Raw genomic sequence first — 21,411 nt, 5'->3', positions numbered from 1 at the left:
TTATCACAGTGAGTCACTACGATTACTAAGGTCAATGAATTGATGACCAATCATAAAGGAGTTTTTACTATGTCTCAAACTATCGACCTGACCCTGGACGGTTTGTCCTGCGGTCATTGCGTTAAACGCGTGAAAGAAAGTCTTGAACAACGTCCGGATGTTGAGCTGGCGGACGTCACCGTAACCGAAGCGCACGTTACCGGTACCGCCAGTGCGGACGCGTTAATTGAAACCATCAAACAAGCCGGGTATGGCGCGACGTTAAGCCACCCAAAGGCTAAACCGCTGACGGAGTCATCAATCCCGTCGGAAGCACTGGCAGCGGTTCCTCATGAGCTTCCGGTAGCGACGGCCGATGAAGAAAGCCAACAGTTGCTGTTAAGCGGCATGAGCTGCGCCAGTTGTGTCACCCGCGTACAACATGCGCTACAAAGCGTACCGGGCGTCACGCAGGCACGGGTAAACCTGGCGGAACGCACTGCGCTGGTGATGGGCAGCGCGTCCGCCGCTGATTTAGTGCAGGCGGTGGAAGAAGCCGGCTACGGCGCAGAGGCGATTGAAGATGACATCAAACGCCGCGAGCGCCAGCAGGAAACCGCCATCGCCACCATGAAACGTTTTCGCTGGCAGGCCATCGTCGCTCTGGCGGTCGGTATACCGGTCATGGTCTGGGGGATGATCGGCGATAACATGATGGTGACCGGCGACAACCGCAGCCTGTGGCTGGCTATTGGCCTGATCACGCTTGCGGTGATGGTCTTTGCGGGCGGTCATTTTTACCGTAACGCGTGGAAAAGCCTGCTGAACGGCACGGCGACGATGGATACGCTGGTGGCGCTCGGCACCGGGGTCGCCTGGCTCTACTCCATGAGCGTCAACCTGTGGCCGCAGTGGTTCCCGATGGAAGCGCGGCACCTCTATTACGAAGCCAGCGCGATGATTATCGGTCTGATTAATCTCGGACACATGCTGGAAGCGCGCGCCCGTCAGCGTTCCTCAAAAGCGCTGGAAAAATTACTCGATCTCACCCCGCCCACCGCACGCGTCGTGACAGAAGACGGCGAAAAAAGCGTCCCGCTGGCGGACGTTCAGCCAGGGATGCTACTGCGGCTCACTACCGGCGATCGCGTGCCGGTGGATGGCGAAATTACCCAGGGCGAAGCCTGGCTTGATGAAGCCATGCTGACCGGCGAACCCATTCCGCAGCAAAAAGGCGAAGGCGACAGCGTTCATGCCGGTACCGTCGTCCAGGACGGCAGCGTCCTGTTCCGCGCCAGCGCGGTGGGCAGTCATACCACGCTGTCACGCATTATTCGCATGGTACGCCAGGCGCAAAGCAGTAAACCGGAAATTGGCCAACTGGCCGATAAAATCTCTGCGGTATTCGTTCCCGTAGTCGTGGCCATTGCGCTGTTCAGCGCCGCTATCTGGTATTTCTTCGGGCCGGCGCCGCAAATTGTTTATACGCTGGTCATCGCCACCACCGTACTGATTATCGCCTGCCCTTGCGCATTAGGCCTGGCGACGCCAATGTCGATTATTTCCGGCGTAGGCCGCGCTGCCGAATTCGGCGTGCTGGTACGCGACGCCGATGCCCTGCAACGCGCCAGTACGTTGGATACCCTCGTTTTTGATAAAACCGGGACGCTGACGGAAGGCAAGCCGCAAGTGGTGGCGGTAAAAACCTTTAACGGCGTTGAGGAAGCTCAGGCATTACGTCTGGCAGCCGCGCTCGAACAAGGCTCCAGCCACCCGCTGGCCCATGCGATTCTGGAAAAAGCCGGCGACGATAAACTGCCTCAGGTGAACGGTTTCAGAACGCTGCGCGGACTGGGCGTCAGCGGTGAAGCGGAAGGTCATCAACTGCTTCTGGGGAACCAGGCGTTGCTGAACGAACAGCACGTCGCCACGGATGATATGACGGCGGAAATCACCGCGCAGGCCTCGCAAGGCTCTACTCCGGTCCTGCTGGCGATTGACGGTAAAGCGGCGGCGTTACTGGCGGTACGCGATCCATTGCGCAGCGATAGTATTGCCGCGCTTGAACGCCTGCACAACGCCGGATACCGTCTGGTAATGCTCACCGGGGATAACCCAACGACGGCTAACGCGATTGCCAAAGAAGCGGGTATTGATGAAGTGATTGCGGGCGTTCTGCCGGATGGCAAAGCCGATGCGATTAAACGTCTGCAAAGCCAGGGTCGTCAGGTTGCGATGGTCGGCGATGGTATCAACGATGCGCCCGCGCTGGCGCAGGCGGACGTCGGTATCGCGATGGGCGGCGGCAGTGATGTGGCGATTGAAACCGCGGCGATTACGCTGATGCGCCATAGTCTGATGGGCGTGGCGGATGCGCTGGCCATTTCGCGCGCGACGTTGCGCAATATGAAGCAAAACCTGCTTGGCGCATTTATCTACAACAGCATTGGTATCCCGGTGGCCGCCGGTATTCTGTGGCCGTTTACCGGTACCTTGTTAAACCCGGTAGTAGCGGGTGCGGCAATGGCGCTGTCTTCCATTACCGTCGTGAGCAATGCCAACCGGCTATTGCGCTTTAAACCGAAAGCGTAAAAAGTCCTATCAGGCAGCATTAGCTGCCTGATATATTATTAAGCCATCAGTAATTTACCGTATCAATATATAAAAATTTAACCGCACATCCTGTAGAAAAATAAAAAACAACATTTTATAATGTTTTTTTTGAATCATAAGGATGTGTTATTTATGTTTAGAAAAGCAGTTACGCTTCTTTTCCTGCTTTCTCCCGCAGTTAGTTATGCAGGGTTATTTGATTCCACTCCAGAGTTAAAATGTGGCAACGATAATGCAGTCACGGCGGCAAAAGAGTGGATCTATAATGAAGCATTAGGTCGTTTACAGCAAAGCTATATTAAAGCGCCCTCCACGCTTTTCTTCGATATCCCCCAGACTCAGTACGAGCAGCAACTCCGGGCTATTCCTGTTCAATTCAGTGATGTAATAACGCAGAACCCTCAACCAGAAAATGCTAACCTACGAACTTGCTCGGCTACCGTCACCATAGGTATTCCTCAGCCATTTCTTAAATTAATGAAAGACTTACCAGATACTCTATCCTATATTTCACAAGAAAACAGCCAGGTAATAAATAATACGATGACCTGGAAAGAGGTTAACTACAATATCCAGCTTGCTGACAACAACAAAGATATTGTCGTCACCCCTGTGAAAAAAATTTATAAATTGACGTGGTCTATTTATGTAATGGCAAGAATGACGGTATCTGGTGATAACCTCATAAAGAAAAAAAATAGCTCACTGATTGAAATCGCAGCAAAGAAATTTGAGAGTAGAGATCGCGAGCTTAATCAGGTCTGGAATTCACTACCCGCCTCTGCCCGAACGGCATTAAAACAAGAGCAGCGAGTCTGGGTGACAAAAAAAGAGCAGCAGTGCGGCAAACTTAGCGATGCAAAATCCGAGGCCTTACCTGCTGAAAAGCGCATCAGTATTTATACATGCCAGCTTGAAATGACCATCGCCAGAACGGCCTATCTCGACGGCAGCGAATAACCCGACCGATCGTTGACCTCCAGTCAGGGCGCATTGCGCCCTTTTCTCCAACGCGCTAGCATGAGCTTTTTCAAAGGGAGCGCGTATGGAGCTATTAAATCAACTTAAACGTTTATGGCGCGCGCTGCGTGGTACCCCAAATAGTTGGCCTGCTATCGATCTCTCCCTGCCCGGCGGTCGTCATCTGCATCTGGTTGGCAGTATTCATATGGGGACGCGCGATATGGCTCCTCTTCCAGCAAAGCTGGTGAAAAAGCTACGCCAGGCCGATGCGCTGGTCGTTGAAGCGGATATTTCTGGTAACGAAACGCCATTCAGCAATCTCCCCAAATGCCCGCCGTTGGTCGAACGTCTCAGCGCCGGGCAGCTAAGCGCACTGGAAAAACGGGTCAGCGAGTTGGGTATGCCGCTGATCCATTTTGATAATCAACCTTTATGGCAGATAGCTATGGTGCTACAGGCCACGCAGGCGCAACGGCTGGGATTGCGCCCGGACTATGGCATTGATTATCAGCTATTACAGGCTGCCCGCGAAATGTCGCTGCCGGTGCAAGAGCTGGAAGGGGCGAAACACCAGCTCGAACTACTATGCGATCTGCCCGATGGCGGGATGGCGCTGCTCGACGACACGCTGACGCACTGGCACACCAACGCACGGCTTTTGCAGGTGATGATCGGCTGGTGGCTTGAACAGCCGCCGACCAGCGTCGGCGCTTCGCTCCCCAGAACGTTTAGCCAACCGCTGTATGATGTACTGATGGTGAAACGCAATGAAGCCTGGCGCGACGCGCTGCTGGCACTGCCGCCGGGACGCTACGTGGTAGCCGTAGGGGCGCTACATCTGTACGGCGAAGGCAACCTACCGCAAATATTGAAATAAAAAAATGGCCAATATCGCTATTGGCCCGTCAAAGAGGAATTTCATCGTTATTATTATCCCGACGCTTTCGCTTCGGATCTTCAGATTGTCGCTCAAAGTTGCCGCAACTGCCAAGACCTAATGCACAAGATTATACTATTTTTTAGTCCGCTTTCGGGCGTATGCTGATGGCAAATCACGTCTGTAGTAAGAAGGAACGTTATGACACCCGCAGTTAAGTTACTCGAAAAAAACAAGATTCCGTTTAACATTCACACCTACGATCACGATCCGAATGAAACTAACTTTGGCGATGAAGTGGTGCGTAAGCTCGGGCTAAACGCCGATCAGGTGTATAAAACGCTTTTGGTCGCCGTGAATGGCGATATGAAGCAACTGGCCGTCGCCGTGACGCCTGTAGCCGGGCAGCTGGATTTGAAAAAAGTCGCCAAAGCTCTGGGCGCGAAAAAGGTCGATATGGCCGACCCGATGGTGGCGCAACGCACCACGGGATATCTGGTCGGCGGGATCAGTCCGCTGGGACAGAAGAAACGGCTGCCCACACTGATTGACGCGCCTGCCCGCGCGTTTGCCACTATTTATGTTTCCGGTGGTAAACGCGGGCTGGATATTGAACTGGCGGCTGACGATTTGGCCGCCATACTGGGTGCTAAATTCGCTGATATCGCGCGTCGGGATTAAGCCTGCGTAAAATACATTGCCGGATAGCGGCGCAAACGCCTTATCCGGCCTACAGCAGACATAATCCGTAGGCCTTAAGGCTGCGCGCCATCAGGCAGAAATGGCTATCCGTACCGCTACAGCCAGCTCACCTCACCCTTTGGCGTAAACGCCGCCGCATCCAGCGGTGAATTTTGCTGAATAAACTCTTTCAGCACTTCCGCGTCAATAAACCCGGTATTCACGTAGCCCGGTTTGTTATCGATGCGCGGATAACCATCGCCGCCCGTGGCGTTGAAACTCAGCGTCGCCATGCGGTAGGTTTTGGCCGGATCAACAGGCTCGCCTTTGATTTTCAGATCGGTGAGCTTGCCCTCTTTGGCGACAAAGCTCACATTGGCGAACTGTGGATAAGCGCCGGAGTCCGGTTTCATCTGCGCTACGGCGGTGAGATAATCAACCACCTCTTTGCCACTCATATCGGCATACACCACAATGTTGCCGAACGGCTGTACCTTGAGCACGCTTTTATAGGTAATATCTCCCGCCTCAATCGAGTCGCGAATACCGCCGCCGCTCATCACGCCAAAATCGGCGCCGGTGCGCGCGATCTGCGCAGCCAGAATCACCCGTCCCATATTGGTCTGGACAAATCTGACCTTACTGCGATCGCCTTCAAGCAGGCCATTCACGCTACCAATTTTCACCTCCAGTTGCGCTTTACCTTTATTCTGGAACGGTGTTAATAACGAGAGCATTTGCGGATTTTCTGCGATTTCCGGCGTGTAAAGTACACGCTCGCTTTTCCCGTTATCCCAGGTCACTTTTTTCTTGAGATTTACCGGAATAAGCTGGTAGTTAACCATTTTCATCTCGCCGTTACGGAATTCGAAATCCGCGCGGCCCACATATTTACCCCACTCATGCGCCTGCACGATCCAGATGCCATTTTGCTTATCCGGCGCGCAGGGCGTTCCCGGTACGTAATTCACCTGTTTTTTATTTTCCGACGCCATGCATACCGGGTCTTGTGAGTGACCGCCCACAATCATCGCCAGCGAACCGGCAGGCAGGCTACGCGCCATCTCAACGTCGCCCGGCGCGTTCGAACCGTGATCGCCGTTGTCATAATGTCCCATATGCGTGGTCGCGATAATCACGTCCGGTTTTTCATTCATATTAAGTTCCTGAATCACCACCTTTGCTTCTTCAGCAGGTTTACGAAACTCAATATCGGTGAAATATTCCGGGTTGCCTATTTTCGCCGTGTCATCGGTGGTTAAGCCAATTACCGCGATTTTTATATCCTGGCGTGTAAAAATAGCCCACGGCTTAAACAGACGCTCGCCGGTACTTTTTTGATAAATATTGGCGGAAAGAAAGGGAAACTTCGCCCACTTTTCCTGCTGGCGCAATACGGTGAGCGGGTTATCAAACTCATGATTACCGACGGCCATAGCGTCGTAGCCAATCAGATTCATCCCGCGGAAATCGGGCTCCGCATCCTGGAGATCGGATTCCGGCACCCCGGTATTAATGTCGCCGCCGGATAACAACAGGACGCTTCCCCCCTCTTGCGCCACCTCTTTACGGATACTGTCCACCAGCGTTTTTTGCGCCGCCAGACCATATTCGCCATATTCGCTGCGCCAGAAGTGACCGTGGTGATCGTTGGTATGCAGGATAGTAATTTTATAGGTTTTATCTTTTTCGTAAGCCTGTGCAGGCTGAGTCGTCAGCGCGAACGCCGCCAGTAACGCCAGCGCCACACCCCGTTTCAAAAATTTCATCTTTCTCTCCCTGACTCAATATCAACCGCAGAAATTACCTTTCCTTGCAATAATAGACAAATATGTTTTCAGAATTGAGACTTCCTTCAAACACATTTCACAGGTATGTTAGGCAAGTAATAATTACACATCCTACTATCTCCAACATCGCATAAAATTTAAGTGACTTTCTATGGCCATGAGTGAACCAACCCAGCCGTTAGCCGGCGCGCCCGCAGCGGCCGCTAAAGCACGTACTTCGTTTGGTATTTTGGGCGCGATCAGTCTTTCCCATCTGCTGAACGATATGATCCAGTCGCTAATCTTAGCCATTTATCCCCTGTTGCAGGCGGAGTTCTCGCTGACCTTCGTCCAGATAGGTTTGATCACCCTGACGTTCCAGCTCGCCTCATCGCTACTGCAACCGGTCGTCGGCTACTGGACGGATAAGTATCCCATGCCGTGGTCGCTGCCTGTCGGCATGTGTTTTACCCTGAGCGGGTTGGTACTGCTGGCAATGGCGGGAAGTTTTGGCGGCGTATTGCTCGCTGCGGCGCTGGTGGGTACCGGCTCGTCCGTTTTTCACCCGGAATCGTCCCGCGTGGCGCGCATGGCCTCCGGCGGACGTCATGGTCTGGCGCAGTCTATCTTCCAGGTCGGCGGAAACTTCGGCAGTTCATTGGGCCCGCTGCTGGCCGCCGTGATTATCGCGCCCTATGGCAAAGGGAATGTCGCCTGGTTTGTGCTGGCCGCGCTGCTGGCGATCGTGGTGCTGGCGCAGATCAGCCGCTGGTATGCAGCCCAGCACCGGATAGCGAAAGGCAAGCCAAAAGCGATAATCGCTAACCCGCTGCCGCGCAATAAAGTCGTGCTGGCGGTCAGCGTGTTATTGCTACTCATTTTCTCGAAATATTTTTATATGGCGAGCATCAGTAGCTATTACACCTTTTATCTGATGCAAAAATTCGGATTATCAATACAAAACGCGCAGCTCCATCTGTTTGCCTTCCTGTTTGCGGTGGCTGCCGGGACGGTAATCGGCGGGCCGGTGGGCGATAAAATCGGCAGAAAATATGTGATTTGGGGCTCTATTCTCGGCGTCGCGCCGTTTACCCTTGTTTTACCCTACGCCACGCTGTACTGGACGGGGATTTTAACGGTGATTATCGGCTTTATTCTCGCGTCGGCGTTTTCCGCCATTCTGGTGTATGCCCAGGAGCTGCTGCCAGGACGCATCGGTATGGTTTCCGGCCTGTTTTTCGGGTTTGCCTTCGGAATGGGAGGCCTGGGCGCAGCGGTGTTGGGGCTGATTGCCGACCATACCAGTATCTATTTAGTTTATAAAATCTGTGCTTTCCTGCCGCTTCTGGGGATACTGACCATATTCTTACCTGATAATCGACATAAAGCGTGATTTTATGGCGGTTAAAGGTACGCTTTAACCGCCTGTACATCCTGATGCCATCTTGCTTTGTCCATCCCATACTTATCACTTTTACGTTCCGTGCTCTTTTTGCCCTCAGATCGTATCTTTTTATAAAACACAACCATTTTTTATAAACATCCTGATTGAAATTGTCATAAACTATTACCCGGAGTTTTGGAGTCCAGCAACCAAAGGAGACGGAATGCATCACGCTACCCCGCTTATCACCACCATTGTCGGCGGCCTTGTGCTCGCTTTTATTCTCGGCATGATTGCCAACAAATTGCGTATTTCTCCACTGGTGGGATATCTGTTAGCGGGCGTTCTGGCGGGACCTTTTACCCCTGGTTTTGTTGCGGATACCAAACTGGCGCCGGAGCTGGCGGAGCTCGGCGTGATTCTATTGATGTTCGGCGTCGGGCTGCATTTTTCGCTGAAGGATTTGATGGCGGTAAAGTCTATCGCTATCCCCGGCGCTGTCGCTCAGATAGCGGTGGCGACGCTGCTGGGTATGGCGCTTTCCGCTGTGCTGGGATGGTCATTAATGACCGGCATCGTTTTTGGGCTCTGTCTGTCTACCGCCAGTACCGTCGTCCTGCTGCGCGCGCTTGAGGAGCGACAACTCCTTGATAGCCAGCGCGGACAAATCGCCATCGGCTGGCTGATTGTCGAAGATCTGGTGATGGTGCTGACGCTGGTCTTGCTGCCCGCCGTTGCCGGCATGGTGGAAAAAGGCGATGTCGGCATAGCCTCGCTGACGGTCGATATGGGGATAACCATTGGTAAAGTGGTAGCGTTTATCGCCATCATGATGCTGGTCGGACGCCGCCTGGTGCCGTGGATTATGGCCCGCAGCGCCGCCACCGGTTCGCGCGAATTATTTACCCTTTCCGTACTGGCGCTGGCGTTAGGCATTGCGTTTGGCGCGGTAGAACTGTTTGACGTCTCTTTTGCGCTGGGTGCGTTCTTCGCTGGAATGGTGCTTAATGAGTCGGAACTGAGTCACCGGGCGGCGCACGATACGTTGCCGCTGCGCGACGCCTTTGCCGTCCTGTTTTTTGTTTCCGTCGGCATGTTGTTCGACCCGTTAGTCTTGATTCAACAGCCGCTGGCGGTGCTGGCGACGCTTGCTATTATCGTCTTTGGCAAATCGATCGCTGCATTTTTCCTGGTGCGTATGTTCGGCCACTCGCCGCGAACCGCGCTGACCATTGCCGCCAGCCTGGCGCAAATCGGCGAGTTCGCCTTTATTCTCGCCGGACTCGGCATGGCGCTCAACCTGCTGCCGCAAGCGGGACAGAACCTGGTGCTGGCAGGCGCTATTTTGTCGATTATGCTTAATCCCGTACTGTTTACCCTGCTGGAGAAGTATCTGGCGAAAACCGAAACGCTGGAAGAGCAAACTCTGGAAGAGGCTATCGAAGAAGAGAAGCAAATTCCGGTGGATATCTGTAATCATGCCCTGCTGGTGGGTTTTGGCCGCGTAGGCAGTCTGCTGGGAGAAAAATTACTGGCGGCGGGGATTCCGCTGGTGGTTATCGAAACGTCCCGTACCCGCGTGGATGAGCTGCGCGAACGCGGGATTCGCGCCGTGCTGGGCAACGCCGCTAACGAAGAAATCATGAATCTGGCGCATCTGGACTGCGCCCGCTGGCTGTTGTTGACCATCCCCAACGGTTACGAAGCCGGCGAGATTGTCGCCTCAGCGCGGGAAAAAAGTCCTGATATCGAGATAATCGCCCGCGCGCACTATGATGATGAAGTGAAATATATTACCGAGCGGGGAGCCAATCAGGTAGTGATGGGCGAGCGAGAAATTGCCCGGGCGATGCTGGAACTGCTTGAAACGCCGCCCGCGGGTGAAGTCGTCGCCAGTTAAGGGTTTGCCGGACGGCCCGATGCGCGCAGCGCCATCGGGCAAGCCAGATTAGCGATCCCAGTACGACTCTTCCAGGCTGTCCTCACGCTCCGGCAGCCCGCGTGTCAGACGCGGAGAATGCTGGTTCAGTACCTGATAACTGACACGGTTAGCATATTTACACACCTGCGCCAGCGACGAATAGGTCAGCCAGGTGAATTTGTGCTTACTGGAGTTCGGTACGTTGCTACGATGGTAACTGTTCGCCGTAATATCGTGCAGCAGCGCCGCCAGCGCACCATCGCCCGCGCCGTTGGTGTTCATGATTTTTTCCGGCCCGCCCATATACGGCGCAATATGCGAATAAACGCGCAGCGGATTAATACAATCTTTATGGCGCATTGCCCGGCTAAATTCATACTGGTTAAATTCAGCAATAGCCCCTGGCAGCAGCGGATGCTGGGTTTTACGTTTTGCTTCCTCTTCGGTGAAGCCCGCCATATATAACCCTATCGGCCCGGCGGTGCATAACACCAGGTCGACCCAGTCCAGCGCCTTATCCGCCGCCAGCAGCGGGTCGTTTTCGCCGGTCAGCGCTTCCGCTTCTTCTTCGTTCATTGCCAGAATCGAGACATTCTCTTTGAGAAACGCCTGCCACCACTGCGGATTATCGGCGATCACAAATTTGGTGCCCAGCGTCATGACAACCGGCACGTTATGCTTTTTCGCGTATTCGATCGCTTTCATCGTCGCGTCAGGCATCGGTTCGCCAGGCTTACAGCGCACCAGATATGAGGTCAACACCAGCGCGGAAGCGCCAGCGATCACCGCTTCCGGAATACTTTCCGCCCGTAACTGATTCATATGGCCGGGGCTGATAGCGAAGGTACGCTCGCCGGATTCGCCAATCAGCGTGAAACAGCGGCCAATCGGGCCATCTACCGCTTGCAGATAATTCAGGTCGGTACGGCTGGAAGTATTACACAGGTAGCGATAAGCGTAGCTGCCAATCTCAATATTGCTGCACATCACGCCCAGTAACACCGAACGGTCATCCGCCAGTACCGAGTAATTATGCATCGTATTGCCTATGGTGCCGCCAGCAAACTGATGGGTGATCAGATTTTCCCGCGTCAGTTCCTGATACAGCTTCTCCGCCACCTCGTCTTCTATCACCAGAGAATGCCCGGCGCTTAATCCATAGCGTGTAATAAAATCGTCATCCACTTTCGCCTCAATATCCACCAACGTCTGGTCGATACCGACGACCCAGGAGGCGTTGGTTTCCTGTTCTGGCTGAATTTGTTGCAACAACGGGTCACGCGCATTGACGGGAAAATAGTGTTTGGATTTACGTTTACCGGGAAATTTCATGATTGTGCTTACGGATGAATAACGGAGCGCTGCATGGTAGCACATTCCCCCCGCTGCGCGCGACGGACGATGGCGTTTCAATATCGGACGACGAGATCGCAGTTTCTCCGGCCGCGTTTTTTACAATGGTTCACTTTCACAAGGAGCGTTTTATGAAGCCGGAAAATAAAATTCCCGTACTCACCCGACTGTCAGACGAAATGACAGCCGTCGTAAACTTCCAGCAACCAGGCCTTCCCCCCTGGCCTGCCGATGGCGATATTGAGACTCAGCGTCAGTATTATCTTCTTGAGCGCCGTTTCTGGAATGCCGACGCACCGTCCATGACCACCCGCACCTGCGCCGTCCCTACGCCTTATGGCGATGTAACAACCCGGCTCTACTCGCCGCAGCCGACCAGTCAGGCCACCTTATACTATCTGCACGGCGGCGGATTTATCCTCGGTAATCTGGATACGCATGACCGGATAATGCGTCTGCTGGCGCGTTATACCGGCTGCACCGTGATCGGTATTGATTATTCGCTGTCGCCGCAAGCGCGTTATCCGCAGGCCATCGAAGAAACCGTCGCGGTATGCAGCTACTTCTCTCAACATGCCGATGAATACTCGCTCAACGTGGAGAAAATCGGTTTCGCCGGGGATTCCGCAGGCGCCATGCTGGCGCTTGCCAGCGCGCTCTGGCTACGTGATAAGCACATTCGCTGCGGTAACGTTATCGCGATTCTGTTGTGGTATGGGCTGTATGGGTTGCAGGACTCGGTAAGCCGCCGTCTGTTCGGCGGCGCGTGGGACGGCCTGACGCGTGAAGATCTGGACATGTACGAAAAGGCCTATCTGCGTAACGAAAACGATCGGGAATCGCCCTGGTATTGTCTGTTTAATAACGATCTCACGCGCGATGTGCCGCCCTGCTTTATTGCCAGCGCGGAGTTTGATCCGCTCATTGATGACAGCCGCTTGCTGCACCAGACATTACAGGCGCACCAGCAGCCCTGCGAATACAAAATGTATCCCGGCACGCTGCACGCCTTTCTGCACTATTCGCGAATGATGACAATCGCCGACGATGCCTTGCAGGACGGCGCGCGATTCTTTATGGCGAGGATGAAGACGCCGCGTTAACGGTACGGCGCCGTGAGTTTCAGCATCATATCAATATGTTCCGGCGTCGCGTTCAGCGCCGGAATGTACGCATATTTTTTACCGCCCGCTTCAAGGAAAATCTCGCGGTTCTGTTCCGCTATCTCTTCCAGCGTCTCCAGACAATCCGCGGCAAATCCCGGACACATGACCTGAATATGGCCAGTCCCCTTTTCACCCAACATTTTTAGCGTTTCATCGGTGTACGGCGTCAGCCACGGTTCACGGCCAAAGCGCGACTGGAACGTCATCATTACCTTTTCCGGCGGCAGTCCCAATGCGGAAACCAGTTCTCGCGTGGTATCGCGACAGCGCTGCGGGTAGTCATCGCCTTCATCCGCATAACGTTGTGGAATGCCGTGATAGGAGAGCAGAAGCACATCCGGCTCGCCGTGTCTGGCGAACGACTCATGCGCGCTTTTCGCCAGCGCATCGATATAAGCGCCGTCATCCGCGTAATCGCGAATAAATGAGATACCGGGAATACGGCGTTTACGCGCCAGTATCCGCCCCAGTTCGTCCCAGACTGCGCCCACCGTTGAGCAAGAGTATTGCGGGTACAACGGCAGCACGACGATATGGTCGACGTCGCTTGCTAACAGTTCATCGACAGCGCTTTCCAGCGAGGGCGAGCCGTAGCTCATCCCCAGCGCGACGGGCGTGTCTGGCAGCCGCGCGGCCAGCGCCTGTTGCTGTTCGCGGCTATATACCATGAGCGGCGAACCGCCATCCATCCAGATAGATTGATAGAGTTTCGCGACGCGCGGCGAACGCAGCGGTAAAATAACGCCACGCAGCAGCGGCCACCACAGCAGACGAGGAGTATCCACCACGCGTCTGTCGCTTAAAAATTGTTTCAGGTAGCGCTTTACCGCTTCGGGAGTTGGGGCATCTGGCGTGCCAAGGTTAGCCAGCAGGATACCGGTTTTCGTCTGACGCATTGCCGCCTCTTATCTATTCAAATTGTTGATAATTGTAGCGGAAAAGTGATAAAGAAGAACTAATTGCTGCGAGAGGTAAGACGAGAATTTGCCGAATGGCGCTAACGATGCCAGTAGGCCGGATAAGGCGTTCAGGCCGCATCCGGCACCGATTGCCTGATGGCGTTACGCTTATCAGGCCTGCGGGATAATGGCAGGCCTGATAAGCGGTTCACTACGCGAAAAAATTAACCGAGGATTTTTTCCAGCGCTGCGCGCACGTCGGCAACGGCCTGCGTACCATCAACTTTAGCGTATTTGGTGTTGCCCGCTTCCGCTTCTTTCTGGTAGTAGCCAATCAGCGGCGCGGTCATCTGATGATATTCCACCAGACGTTTGCGAACGGTCTCTTCCTGATCGTCTTTACGGGTGGTCAGATCTTCGCCGGTGACGTCATCTTTGCCTTCCACTTTCGGCGGATTAAACTTTACGTGGTAAACGCGGCCAGAGGCGGCGTGTACGCGACGACCCACAATACGGTCAACGATCAGTTCGTCCGGTACGTCGAATTCCAGCACGTAATCCACGACAATACCCGCTTCTTTCATCGCGTCAGCCTGCGGGATCGTGCGCGGGAAACCGTCCAGCAGAAAACCGTTACGGCAGTCTTCCTGGGCGATACGCTCTTTAACCAGCGCAATCACCAGTTCATCGGTCACCAGTTTACCGGCGTCCATGATATCTTTCGCCTGTTTGCCCAACTCGGAGCCTGATTTCACTGCGGCACGCAGCATATCGCCAGTGGAGATTTGCGGAATACCATATTTCTCCATGATGAACTGAGCCTGAGTTCCTTTACCCGCGCCCGGAGCGCCAAGCAGAATAATACGCATTACGAAAATCCCCTCAAAGGTTGTCGATATTTTTTAAAAAGCGCTAAACGATACCACCATCACGCATTTCGCTCAAGGAAGCCGCCTGATGCTGAAACGGTTAACGAAGAGAAATCCAGAAAAGAGAAGGTATTATAAAAAATGCCGGATGGCGCTGGCGCTTATCCGGCCTACAAACAGTACTCGCCCGTAGGCCGGATAAGACGTTTCGCGTCGCTATCCGGCAATCAGATGAGCGTTATCAGGACACCAGCAACTGGTTCATACGGCGGATAAACTGGTTCGGATCTTCCAGCGTACCGCGTTCAGCGAACAGCGCCTGATCCAGCAGCAGCTCGACCCACTCTTTAAACTGCGCTTCATCCTCGGTATCGGCAGTGCGTTTGACCAGCACATGATCCGGGTTGAGCTCAAAGATGTATTTCACTTCCGGCACGGACTGACCGGCCGCGGCGAACAGTTTCGCCATCTGGGTGCTCATTTCATCCGCATCGGTGGTGACAATCGCCGGCGTGTCGGTTAAACGGTGCGTCAGACGCACCTCTTTCACGCGATCGCCCAGCAGAGTTTTGACACGCTCCACGAACGGCTCAAGCGCCTTTTCCGCTTCTTTCGCGTTTTCGTCGACTTCATCCGCCAGTTTTTCGATGGACTCATCGGCTTTAGCGACCGACTGGAATGCTTTACCGTCAAACTCGGTCAGGTAGTTCATCATCCACTCGTCGATGCGATCGGAGAGCAGCAGCACTTCGATGCCTTTCTTACGCAGCAGCTCCAGGTGCGGGCTGTTTTTCGCCGCCGCATAGCTGTCTGCGGTGATGTAGTAGATTTTTTCCTGCCCTTCTTTCATCCGGGAGACGTAATCTTCCAGCGACACGGTCTGGGCGGAAGAGTCGGTATAGGTGGAGGCAAAGCGCAACAGTTTGGCGATCGCTTCCTGGTTGGCGTGATCTTCCGCCGGGCCTTCTTTCAGCACCAGACCGAACTGTTTCCAGAAGGTTTGATATTTTTCCGCGTCGTCTTTCGCCAGTTTTTCCAGCATTTGCAGAACGCGTTTGGTCAGGGCGCTGCGCAGATTACGCGTTACCGTGCTGTCCTGCAGGATTTCACGGGAGACGTTCAACGGCAGGTCGTTAGAATCAATCAGGCCGCGCACGAAGCGCAGATAGTTCGGCATGAACTGCTCGGCATCGTCCATAATGAACACGCGCTGTACGTACAGCTTCAGACCATGTTTGTGATCGCGGTTCCACAGATCCCACGGCGCCTGCGACGGGATATACAGCAGGCTGGTGTACTCCTGCTTCCCTTCCACGCGGTTGTGGCTCCAGGTCAGCGGATCGGTGAAATCATGCGCGATGTGCTTGTAAAACTCGTTGTACTCGTCGTCTTTAATTTCCGACTTGTTACGGGTCCACAGCGCCTGGGCCTTGTTGATTTTCTCCCAGGAAATCACGGTTTCGCCGTCTTTTTCTTCCCGTTTTTCAATCTCTACCGGCAATGCGATGTGATCGGAATATTTACTGATAATCGAGCGTACGCGCCAGTCATCGAGGAATTCATCTTCGCCTTCACGCAGGTGTAAGGTGATTTCCGTACCACGGTCATTTTTGGTGATATCGGCAACGGTGTATTCGCCTTCGCCTGCCGATTCCCAGAACACGCCATTTTCCGGCTTGTCGCCTGCCGCACGAGTACGTACGGTCACTTTATCGGCCACAATAAACGCGGAGTAGAAGCCTACGCCAAACTGACCAATGAGCTGGCTATCTTTCGCCTGATCGGACCCCATTGATTCGAGGAAAGATTTGGTGCCGGACTTGGCAATGGTGCCTAAGTGGTCAATCACCTCATCACGATTCATCCCCACGCCGTTATCGGCAATGGTCAACGTACGCTTATCTTTATCGAAAGAGACGCGCACACGCAGCTCGCCATCTCCTTCATACAGGTCCGGGTTTGACAGAGCGCGGAAACGCAGCTTGTCCGCCGCATCTGAGGCGTTAGAGATGAGTTCACGCAGGAAGATTTCTTTATTGGAATAAAGAGAATGGATCATCAGGTGCAGAAGCTGTTTAACTTCTGACTGAAAACCACGCGTTTCTTGTCCTTTCATGTGGATAGACCTCAACAATGCCATTTTTAATGGTAAAAATACGTTGAGGGTGAGATGGGGACAAGCGGGTGTGATTTCAAGCGGAGGCCGCGAATGCCGCCTCCGTTTGTTCAGAAAATAATCTTATGGCGTCCCGCCAGCGAGTGGGACAGCGTCGTACCGTCGACCATCTCCAGTTCGCCGCCAACCGGCACGCCGTGGGCGATACGACTGGCTTCGACGCCGGCCTCCGCGCACAGCTCGGCAATATAGTTCGCGGTAGCCTCCCCTTCAACCGTCGGGTTGGTCGCGAGGATCAGCTCGCTGATTTTTTCTGACGCCAGCCGCTGTTCCAGACGATCGAGACCGATATCATCCGGCCCGATGCCGTCCAGCGGCGACAGGTGGCCCATCAGCACGAAATACCGCCCGGAAAATTGCCCGGTCTGCTCAATGGCGTAGATATCCGCAGGACTCTCCACCACGCAAATCTGGCCGTTTTCCTGACGCCGCGGGTTCGAACAGATATTACAAACATCCTGCTCGGTAAAGGTGCGGCAGTCGGCGCAGTGGCCGATTTCCGACATCGCCCGGGTCAGCGCCTGCGCCAGGCGCATTCCGCCGCTGCGATCGCGCTGCAACAGGGTAAACGCCATCCGCTGCGCCGACTTAGGGCCGACGCCCGGAAGGCAGCGCAACGCTTCCATAAGCTGAGTTAACAGCGGACTGGTTTGCATCAGAATGGCATCTTAAAGCCTGGCGGCAGTTGCATACCGGAAGAGACGGAGGCCATCTTCTCTTTTTGCGTCTCTTCAATGCGGCGCGCCGCATCGTTGAAGGCCGCAGCGACCAGATCTTCCAGCATCTCTTTGTCATCTTCCAGCAGGCTTGGGTCTATTTCCACGCGGCGGCAGTTATGCGCGCCGTTGATGGTAACCTTCACCAGACCCGCGCCGGATTCGCCGGTCACTTCCAGCTGCGCAATCTCTTCCTGCATTTTCTGCATTTTTTCCTGCATCTGCTGGGCCTGTTTCATCAGATTGCCCAGACCGCCTTTTCCAAACATAAGCTCTCTCTCTTGATGGTTCACAATCGCAAGCCAGGCTTACGATCAAATGGGGCGGATACTCTCTTCATCCAGCTCGGCGTCGAAGAATCGACGCAGCGTCTGAATGTTATTATCCGCGATAATTGACTCACGCGCTTGCGCGAGTTTCTCTTCATAAATAGCCTGACGCCATTCCAGCGGCGTACGCACCGCGGGATTATCATCTTCAACGATGGTCAGTTCAACCGTCGTTCCCGTCAGATCGCTGAGCGCTTGCGCCAGCTTTTGCTGCGCGCCGCTGGAATTGAGGTGCCGCTGCGTCGAGCGCAGATGCAGACAAACCGCGTTGCCGTTCTGCTCCTTCCAGGCATTAAGCGCCACCTGCTCCACCAGCTTAGGCAAAGAAAGCTGGCTTACCTGCGCCGCCCACGGATCGCGCTCAATCGCTTCCGCCGCCAGTTTAGCCGCCAGCTCCGGCGTTTTTTCATGCTCCAGAGCTTTCTTAAGCGCTTTTGGCGTAGCCACCACTTCTTTGGTTTGTACTACCGGCGTGGTGGCCTTCCAGCGATAAGCCTCTTTCTTTACTGGCGCCGTTTCCAGCGCAGACGGCGCCGGGCGCGCCTGTACGCGCTCCGAAACCGAGGCCAGCCGCTCCAGCGCAGAGTTATTCACCGGCCGCGCGCGGGATGCGGCTGCCGGTTCACTCTTTTTTGTTTTGGTTACTCCCTGCGCGCGCTGTAGCTGATTGCGCGCCGCCAGCACCTGACTGGTAGACGCCGGCAGCGGCGCTGGCGATGTCTGCGGCGCGGGCGCCGACTGCTGCTGCACCTGTGGCGGCGTCATTACCGCCGTTGGGGCCACGGGCGCAAAAGACTGCCGCGGCGTTTCAGGCTCCGGCAAGGGCATACGCGGGTGAAACGCCAGCGCACGCAGTAACGTCATTTCAACGCCCATCCGCCGGTCCGGCGCCCAGGGCAATTCTTTGCGACCAATCAACAACGTCTGATAATAGAGCTGAAGGTCGCCGGGAGGCACCGTCCGGGCAAGTTCGCGCATCCGTTGCTCGATAGCCGCCATATCGCTGCCTAACGCGGCAGGCGAAAGTTGCACCATCGCAATACGGTGCAGCAGGCTAAGCATTTCGACCAGCAGCGCTTCCCATTCAATACCGCGCGCCGCCGCCTCGTTGATAAGCGACATGACGCGTTCGCCGTTAGCGTCAACCACTGCCTCGACTAATGACAAAGCCTGGTCGTCGTCCAGCGTACCGAGCATGGCGCTTACCGCCTGCGTCGAAACCTGCCCGTCGCCGCTGGCGATCGCCTGGTCAGTCAGACTTAATGCATCGCGCAGGCTGCCGTCAGCCGCACGTGATAACAACTGCAACGCGCGGGGTTCGTGAGCGATATGTTCCTCATTGAGAATATGCTCAAGCTGATGGCGAATCTGTTCAACATCCAGAGCTTTGAGATGAAACTGTAGGCAGCGCGACAAAATGGTCACCGGCAGCTTCTGCGGATCGGTGGTCGCCAGTAAAAATTTCACATGCGCTGGCGGCTCTTCAAGCGTTTTAAGTAACGCATTAAAGCTGTGGCGCGACAGCATGTGGACTTCATCGATCAGATAGACTTTAAAGCGACCGCGCGCAGGCGCGTACTGGACGTTATCCAGCAGGTCGCGGGTGTCTTCGACTTTGGTACGCGATGCGGCGTCAATCTCAATGAGATCGACAAAACGCCCCTGCTCAATTTCCCGACAATTATCGCAAACGCCGCACGGCGTCGCGGTAATACCGGTTTCGCAGTTCAGCCCCTTCGCCAGCAGTCGGGCGATAGAGGTTTTACCGACGCCGCGCGTGCCGGAAAAAAGATATGCGTGATGAATGCGCCCTAACGACAAGCCGTTCGCCAGTGCGGTCAGCACATGTTCCTGGCCGACGACGTCAGCAAAGGTTTGTGGGCGCCATTTTCTGGCTAAGACCTGATAACTCATTGGCAGGCTCTGAAACGCTGGAAGGTGGATTCATAGAAGGGTAATGCTAACACAACCTCGCCGATACAGCGAGGTTGTCTCTCTGGCTAAAATAGCAGTGCGGATAGCCTGAATCAATGCCCTGGAAACGGCACCAGGCTATAACAGGTAATCCCCTGCTTTTCCAGACGCTGCTCGCCGCCCAGATCGAACAAATTGATGATGAACGCCGCATCGGTGACTTTCCCGCCCAGACGACGGATCAGCTTCACGGTCGCCTCAATGGTGCCGCCAGTCGCCAGCAGATCGTCCACGACCAGCACGTTGTCGCCAGGTTTAATCGCGTCGACATGGATTTCCAGCTGATCGGTGCCGTACTCTAATTCATAGGTCTCGGCAATAGTTTCACGCGGTAATTTGCGCGGTTTACGTACCGGAACAAAACCAACGCCCAGCCCAAGCGCAACCGGCGCGCCAAACAGGAAGCCACGCGCTTCGGTGCCGACCACTTTGGTGATACCCGCATTTTTATAACGCTCAACCAACAGTTCAATACTGAGCGCGTAGGCTTTCGGGTCTTCCAGTAAGCTGGTGACATCACGGAAAAGAATGCCCGGTTTCGGGTAATCCTGAATGCTTTTGATGCTGTTTTTGAGAAACTCAAGCTGCTGTGCAGTCGCGGTCATGGATATATGCCTGCTAAGTACGGTGTTACTCACGGCGCAATACTTTTCGGTCAGGGGTAACGCTCGGTTACTCTTTGACCGCCTGCGCCTGTGCTCGAAAACGGTCGAATTTACTGGCTGTGAACGACAATTGCAACAGCGATTCGTGTGCTTCAGCGCTTTTGTTGCTTTTCATCAATCACCGGTATCCGCCACATAAAAATCAGCAGACAGGCCAAAATAACCAACAGCAGCACCCGCACCCACATCATATTCACCAGCCACAGCGATATACCAAAGGTCAGCAATATCAACGCGATCGCTCGCGGTTTCGCTCCCGGCGGCATGGCCCGATAGCGCTGCCAGTGGCGCAGATAACCGCCAAACCATGAGCGGTATAACAACCAGGCATGGAAACGCGGCGACGAGCGGGCGAAACACCAGGCCGCCAGTAAAATGAACGGCGTTGTCGGCAACAGGGGCAAAACCACGCCCAATGTCCCTAATACTACCGCCAGCCAGCCAATGATGATTAAAATAGTACGTTGCATAATGCGAATCGTTATCAAACAGAAGGCTACTGTAGCACAGCCTGTCTTATTTTCATCGGGGTGTTGAATTGAAAACCGCTATGCTGTTACAGACGCTGGAAGAGAGGCTGGCGACGCTACGCCAACGCTGCGCGCCGCTGGCGCAACATGCGACGTTAAGCGCGCGCTTTGACCGACACCTTTTCCGTACCCGCAGTACTCTGTTGCAGGGATATCTGGAAGAGGCTGACGCCAATCTCGCCGCATTGCGTCAGGCGGTAAAACATGAGCAACTGCCGCAAGTCGCCTGGCTGGCGGAACATCTGGCTTCGCAACTGGAGGCGATATCGCGTGAAACCGCCGCCTGGTCGCTGCGCCAGTGGGACACCGCCGCGCCAGGGCTTGGCCGTTGGCAGCGCAGACGAATACAGCATCAGGAGTTTGAACGTCGACTACTGGCGATGACACAGGAGCGCAAAATTCGTCTGGCGCAGGCGACCGGCCTTGTCGAACAACAAACGCTGCAAAAGGAAGTCGAGATCTATGAAGGACGGCTGGCGCGCTGCCGACATGCGCTGGAGAAAATAGAAAACGTACTGGCGCGTTTAACCCGTTAATCCTGGAGAAA

The 21,411-nt window shown here is 54.6% G+C and carries 18 protein-coding genes and 1 other annotated feature; of the genes, 8 read left to right on the top strand and 10 right to left on the bottom strand.

The genetic code is table 11. From position 1 onward, the window contains the following. Positions 1-69 precede the first annotated feature (69 nt). The 4 genes from copA to ybaK all read left to right on the top strand — a co-directional run bounded on the left by copA (position 70) and on the right by ybaK (position 5,113). Positions 70-2,571, top strand: a complete 2,502-nt coding sequence (gene copA, locus J4645_RS01265) for a copper-exporting P-type ATPase CopA (RefSeq protein ID WP_023214895.1) — start codon at positions 70-72, stop codon at positions 2,569-2,571. 153 nt (positions 2,572-2,724) lie between these two features. Further along, entirely contained in the window at positions 2,725-3,552 is an 828-nt protein-coding gene (locus tag J4645_RS01260; RefSeq protein WP_060634157.1) for a lysozyme inhibitor LprI family protein, read from the top strand. A gap of 85 nt (positions 3,553-3,637) precedes the next feature. Continuing rightward, a complete protein-coding gene (locus J4645_RS01255; RefSeq protein WP_000421861.1) occupies positions 3,638-4,432 on the top strand; it encodes a TraB/GumN family protein in 795 nt (264 codons plus the stop codon). Positions 4,433-4,633: 201 nt separating this feature from the next. Beyond that, positions 4,634-5,113, top strand: coding sequence for a Cys-tRNA(Pro)/Cys-tRNA(Cys) deacylase YbaK (gene ybaK / locus J4645_RS01250; protein WP_000186616.1), 480 nt, complete (start codon positions 4,634-4,636; stop codon positions 5,111-5,113). 116 nt (positions 5,114-5,229) lie between these two features. Here the strand turns inward: ybaK and ushA are convergent, their stop codons facing one another. Next, entirely contained in the window at positions 5,230-6,882 is a 1,653-nt protein-coding gene (gene ushA / locus J4645_RS01245; protein ID WP_000670398.1) for a bifunctional UDP-sugar hydrolase/5'-nucleotidase UshA, read from the bottom strand. A gap of 172 nt (positions 6,883-7,054) precedes the next feature. Here ushA and J4645_RS01240 point away from each other — a divergent pair, with 172 nt between their 5' ends. Both J4645_RS01240 and ybaL read left to right on the top strand, forming a co-directional pair. After that, entirely contained in the window at positions 7,055-8,275 is a 1,221-nt protein-coding gene (locus J4645_RS01240; RefSeq protein WP_001251593.1) for an MFS transporter, read from the top strand. 214 nt (positions 8,276-8,489) lie between these two features. Continuing rightward, entirely contained in the window at positions 8,490-10,166 is a 1,677-nt protein-coding gene (gene ybaL, locus J4645_RS01235; protein WP_000546209.1) for a YbaL family putative K(+) efflux transporter, read from the top strand. Positions 10,167-10,214: 48 nt separating this feature from the next. On the opposite strand, the gene gsk is transcribed toward ybaL, so the two are convergent. Beyond that, entirely contained in the window at positions 10,215-11,519 is a 1,305-nt protein-coding gene (gene gsk / locus J4645_RS01230) for an inosine/guanosine kinase (RefSeq protein WP_000671592.1), read from the bottom strand. A 152-nt stretch (positions 11,520-11,671) separates the two neighbouring features. Here gsk and aes point away from each other — a divergent pair, with 152 nt between their 5' ends. Beyond that, positions 11,672-12,643, top strand: coding sequence for an acetyl esterase (gene aes, locus J4645_RS01225; RefSeq protein ID WP_023214892.1), 972 nt, complete (start codon positions 11,672-11,674; stop codon positions 12,641-12,643). Here the strand turns inward: aes and hemH are convergent. The 8 genes from hemH to J4645_RS01185 form a co-directional block, all read right to left on the bottom strand. Continuing rightward, positions 12,640-13,602 carry a ferrochelatase gene (gene hemH, locus J4645_RS01220; RefSeq protein ID WP_023214891.1) on the bottom strand — a complete coding sequence of 321 codons (963 nt, stop codon included), beginning with the start codon at positions 13,600-13,602 and terminating at the stop codon, positions 12,640-12,642. The two genes, aes and hemH, sit on opposite strands and share 4 nt — an antisense overlap. Positions 13,603-13,829: 227 nt before the next feature. Then, the gene (gene adk, locus J4645_RS01215; RefSeq protein WP_001220237.1) at positions 13,830-14,474 is read right to left on the bottom strand and encodes an adenylate kinase; all 645 of its coding nucleotides are present in this window, start codon (positions 14,472-14,474) and stop codon (positions 13,830-13,832) included. A gap of 241 nt (positions 14,475-14,715) precedes the next feature. Beyond that, on the bottom strand, positions 14,716-16,590 hold the full coding sequence (gene htpG, locus J4645_RS01210; protein WP_001543201.1) for a molecular chaperone HtpG: 1,875 nt from the start codon (positions 16,588-16,590) through the stop codon (positions 14,716-14,718). A 110-nt stretch (positions 16,591-16,700) separates the two neighbouring features. After that, positions 16,701-17,306 carry a recombination mediator RecR gene (gene recR, locus J4645_RS01205; RefSeq protein ID WP_001195023.1) on the bottom strand — a complete coding sequence of 202 codons (606 nt, stop codon included), beginning with the start codon at positions 17,304-17,306 and terminating at the stop codon, positions 16,701-16,703. Next, entirely contained in the window at positions 17,306-17,635 is a 330-nt protein-coding gene (locus J4645_RS01200; protein ID WP_000467098.1) for a YbaB/EbfC family nucleoid-associated protein, read from the bottom strand. Before J4645_RS01200 ends, recR begins: the two co-directional genes overlap by 1 nt. A gap of 45 nt (positions 17,636-17,680) precedes the next feature. After that, a complete protein-coding gene (gene dnaX / locus J4645_RS01195) occupies positions 17,681-19,609 on the bottom strand; it encodes a DNA polymerase III subunit gamma/tau (RefSeq protein ID WP_023214890.1) in 1,929 nt (642 codons plus the stop codon). Then, positions 18,284-18,348: a sequence feature (DnaX frameshifting element), on the bottom strand. Its footprint overlaps the gene before it by 65 nt. 113 nt (positions 19,610-19,722) lie before the next feature. Beyond that, positions 19,723-20,274 (bottom strand): adenine phosphoribosyltransferase, encoded by a 552-nt coding sequence (gene apt / locus J4645_RS01190; protein WP_000127350.1) that lies wholly within the window; start codon positions 20,272-20,274, stop codon positions 19,723-19,725. Positions 20,275-20,426: 152 nt separating this feature from the next. Next, positions 20,427-20,804, bottom strand: coding sequence for a DUF454 family protein (locus J4645_RS01185; protein WP_001189860.1), 378 nt, complete (start codon positions 20,802-20,804; stop codon positions 20,427-20,429). A gap of 68 nt (positions 20,805-20,872) precedes the next feature. On the opposite strand from J4645_RS01185, the gene priC reads away from it, so the two are divergent. Next, positions 20,873-21,400 carry a primosomal replication protein N'' gene (priC, locus tag J4645_RS01180; RefSeq protein WP_001519637.1) on the top strand — a complete coding sequence of 176 codons (528 nt, stop codon included), beginning with the start codon at positions 20,873-20,875 and terminating at the stop codon, positions 21,398-21,400. Positions 21,401-21,411: the final 11 nt, after the last annotated feature.

Origin of the sequence: Salmonella sp. 32082101201600294FB01SM01 (assembly GCF_017572865.1) — a bacterium.
In the GTDB taxonomy this organism is placed as follows: domain Bacteria; phylum Pseudomonadota; class Gammaproteobacteria; order Enterobacterales; family Enterobacteriaceae; genus Salmonella; species Salmonella enterica.
This window is presented reverse-complemented; position numbering and strand designations above follow the sequence as displayed.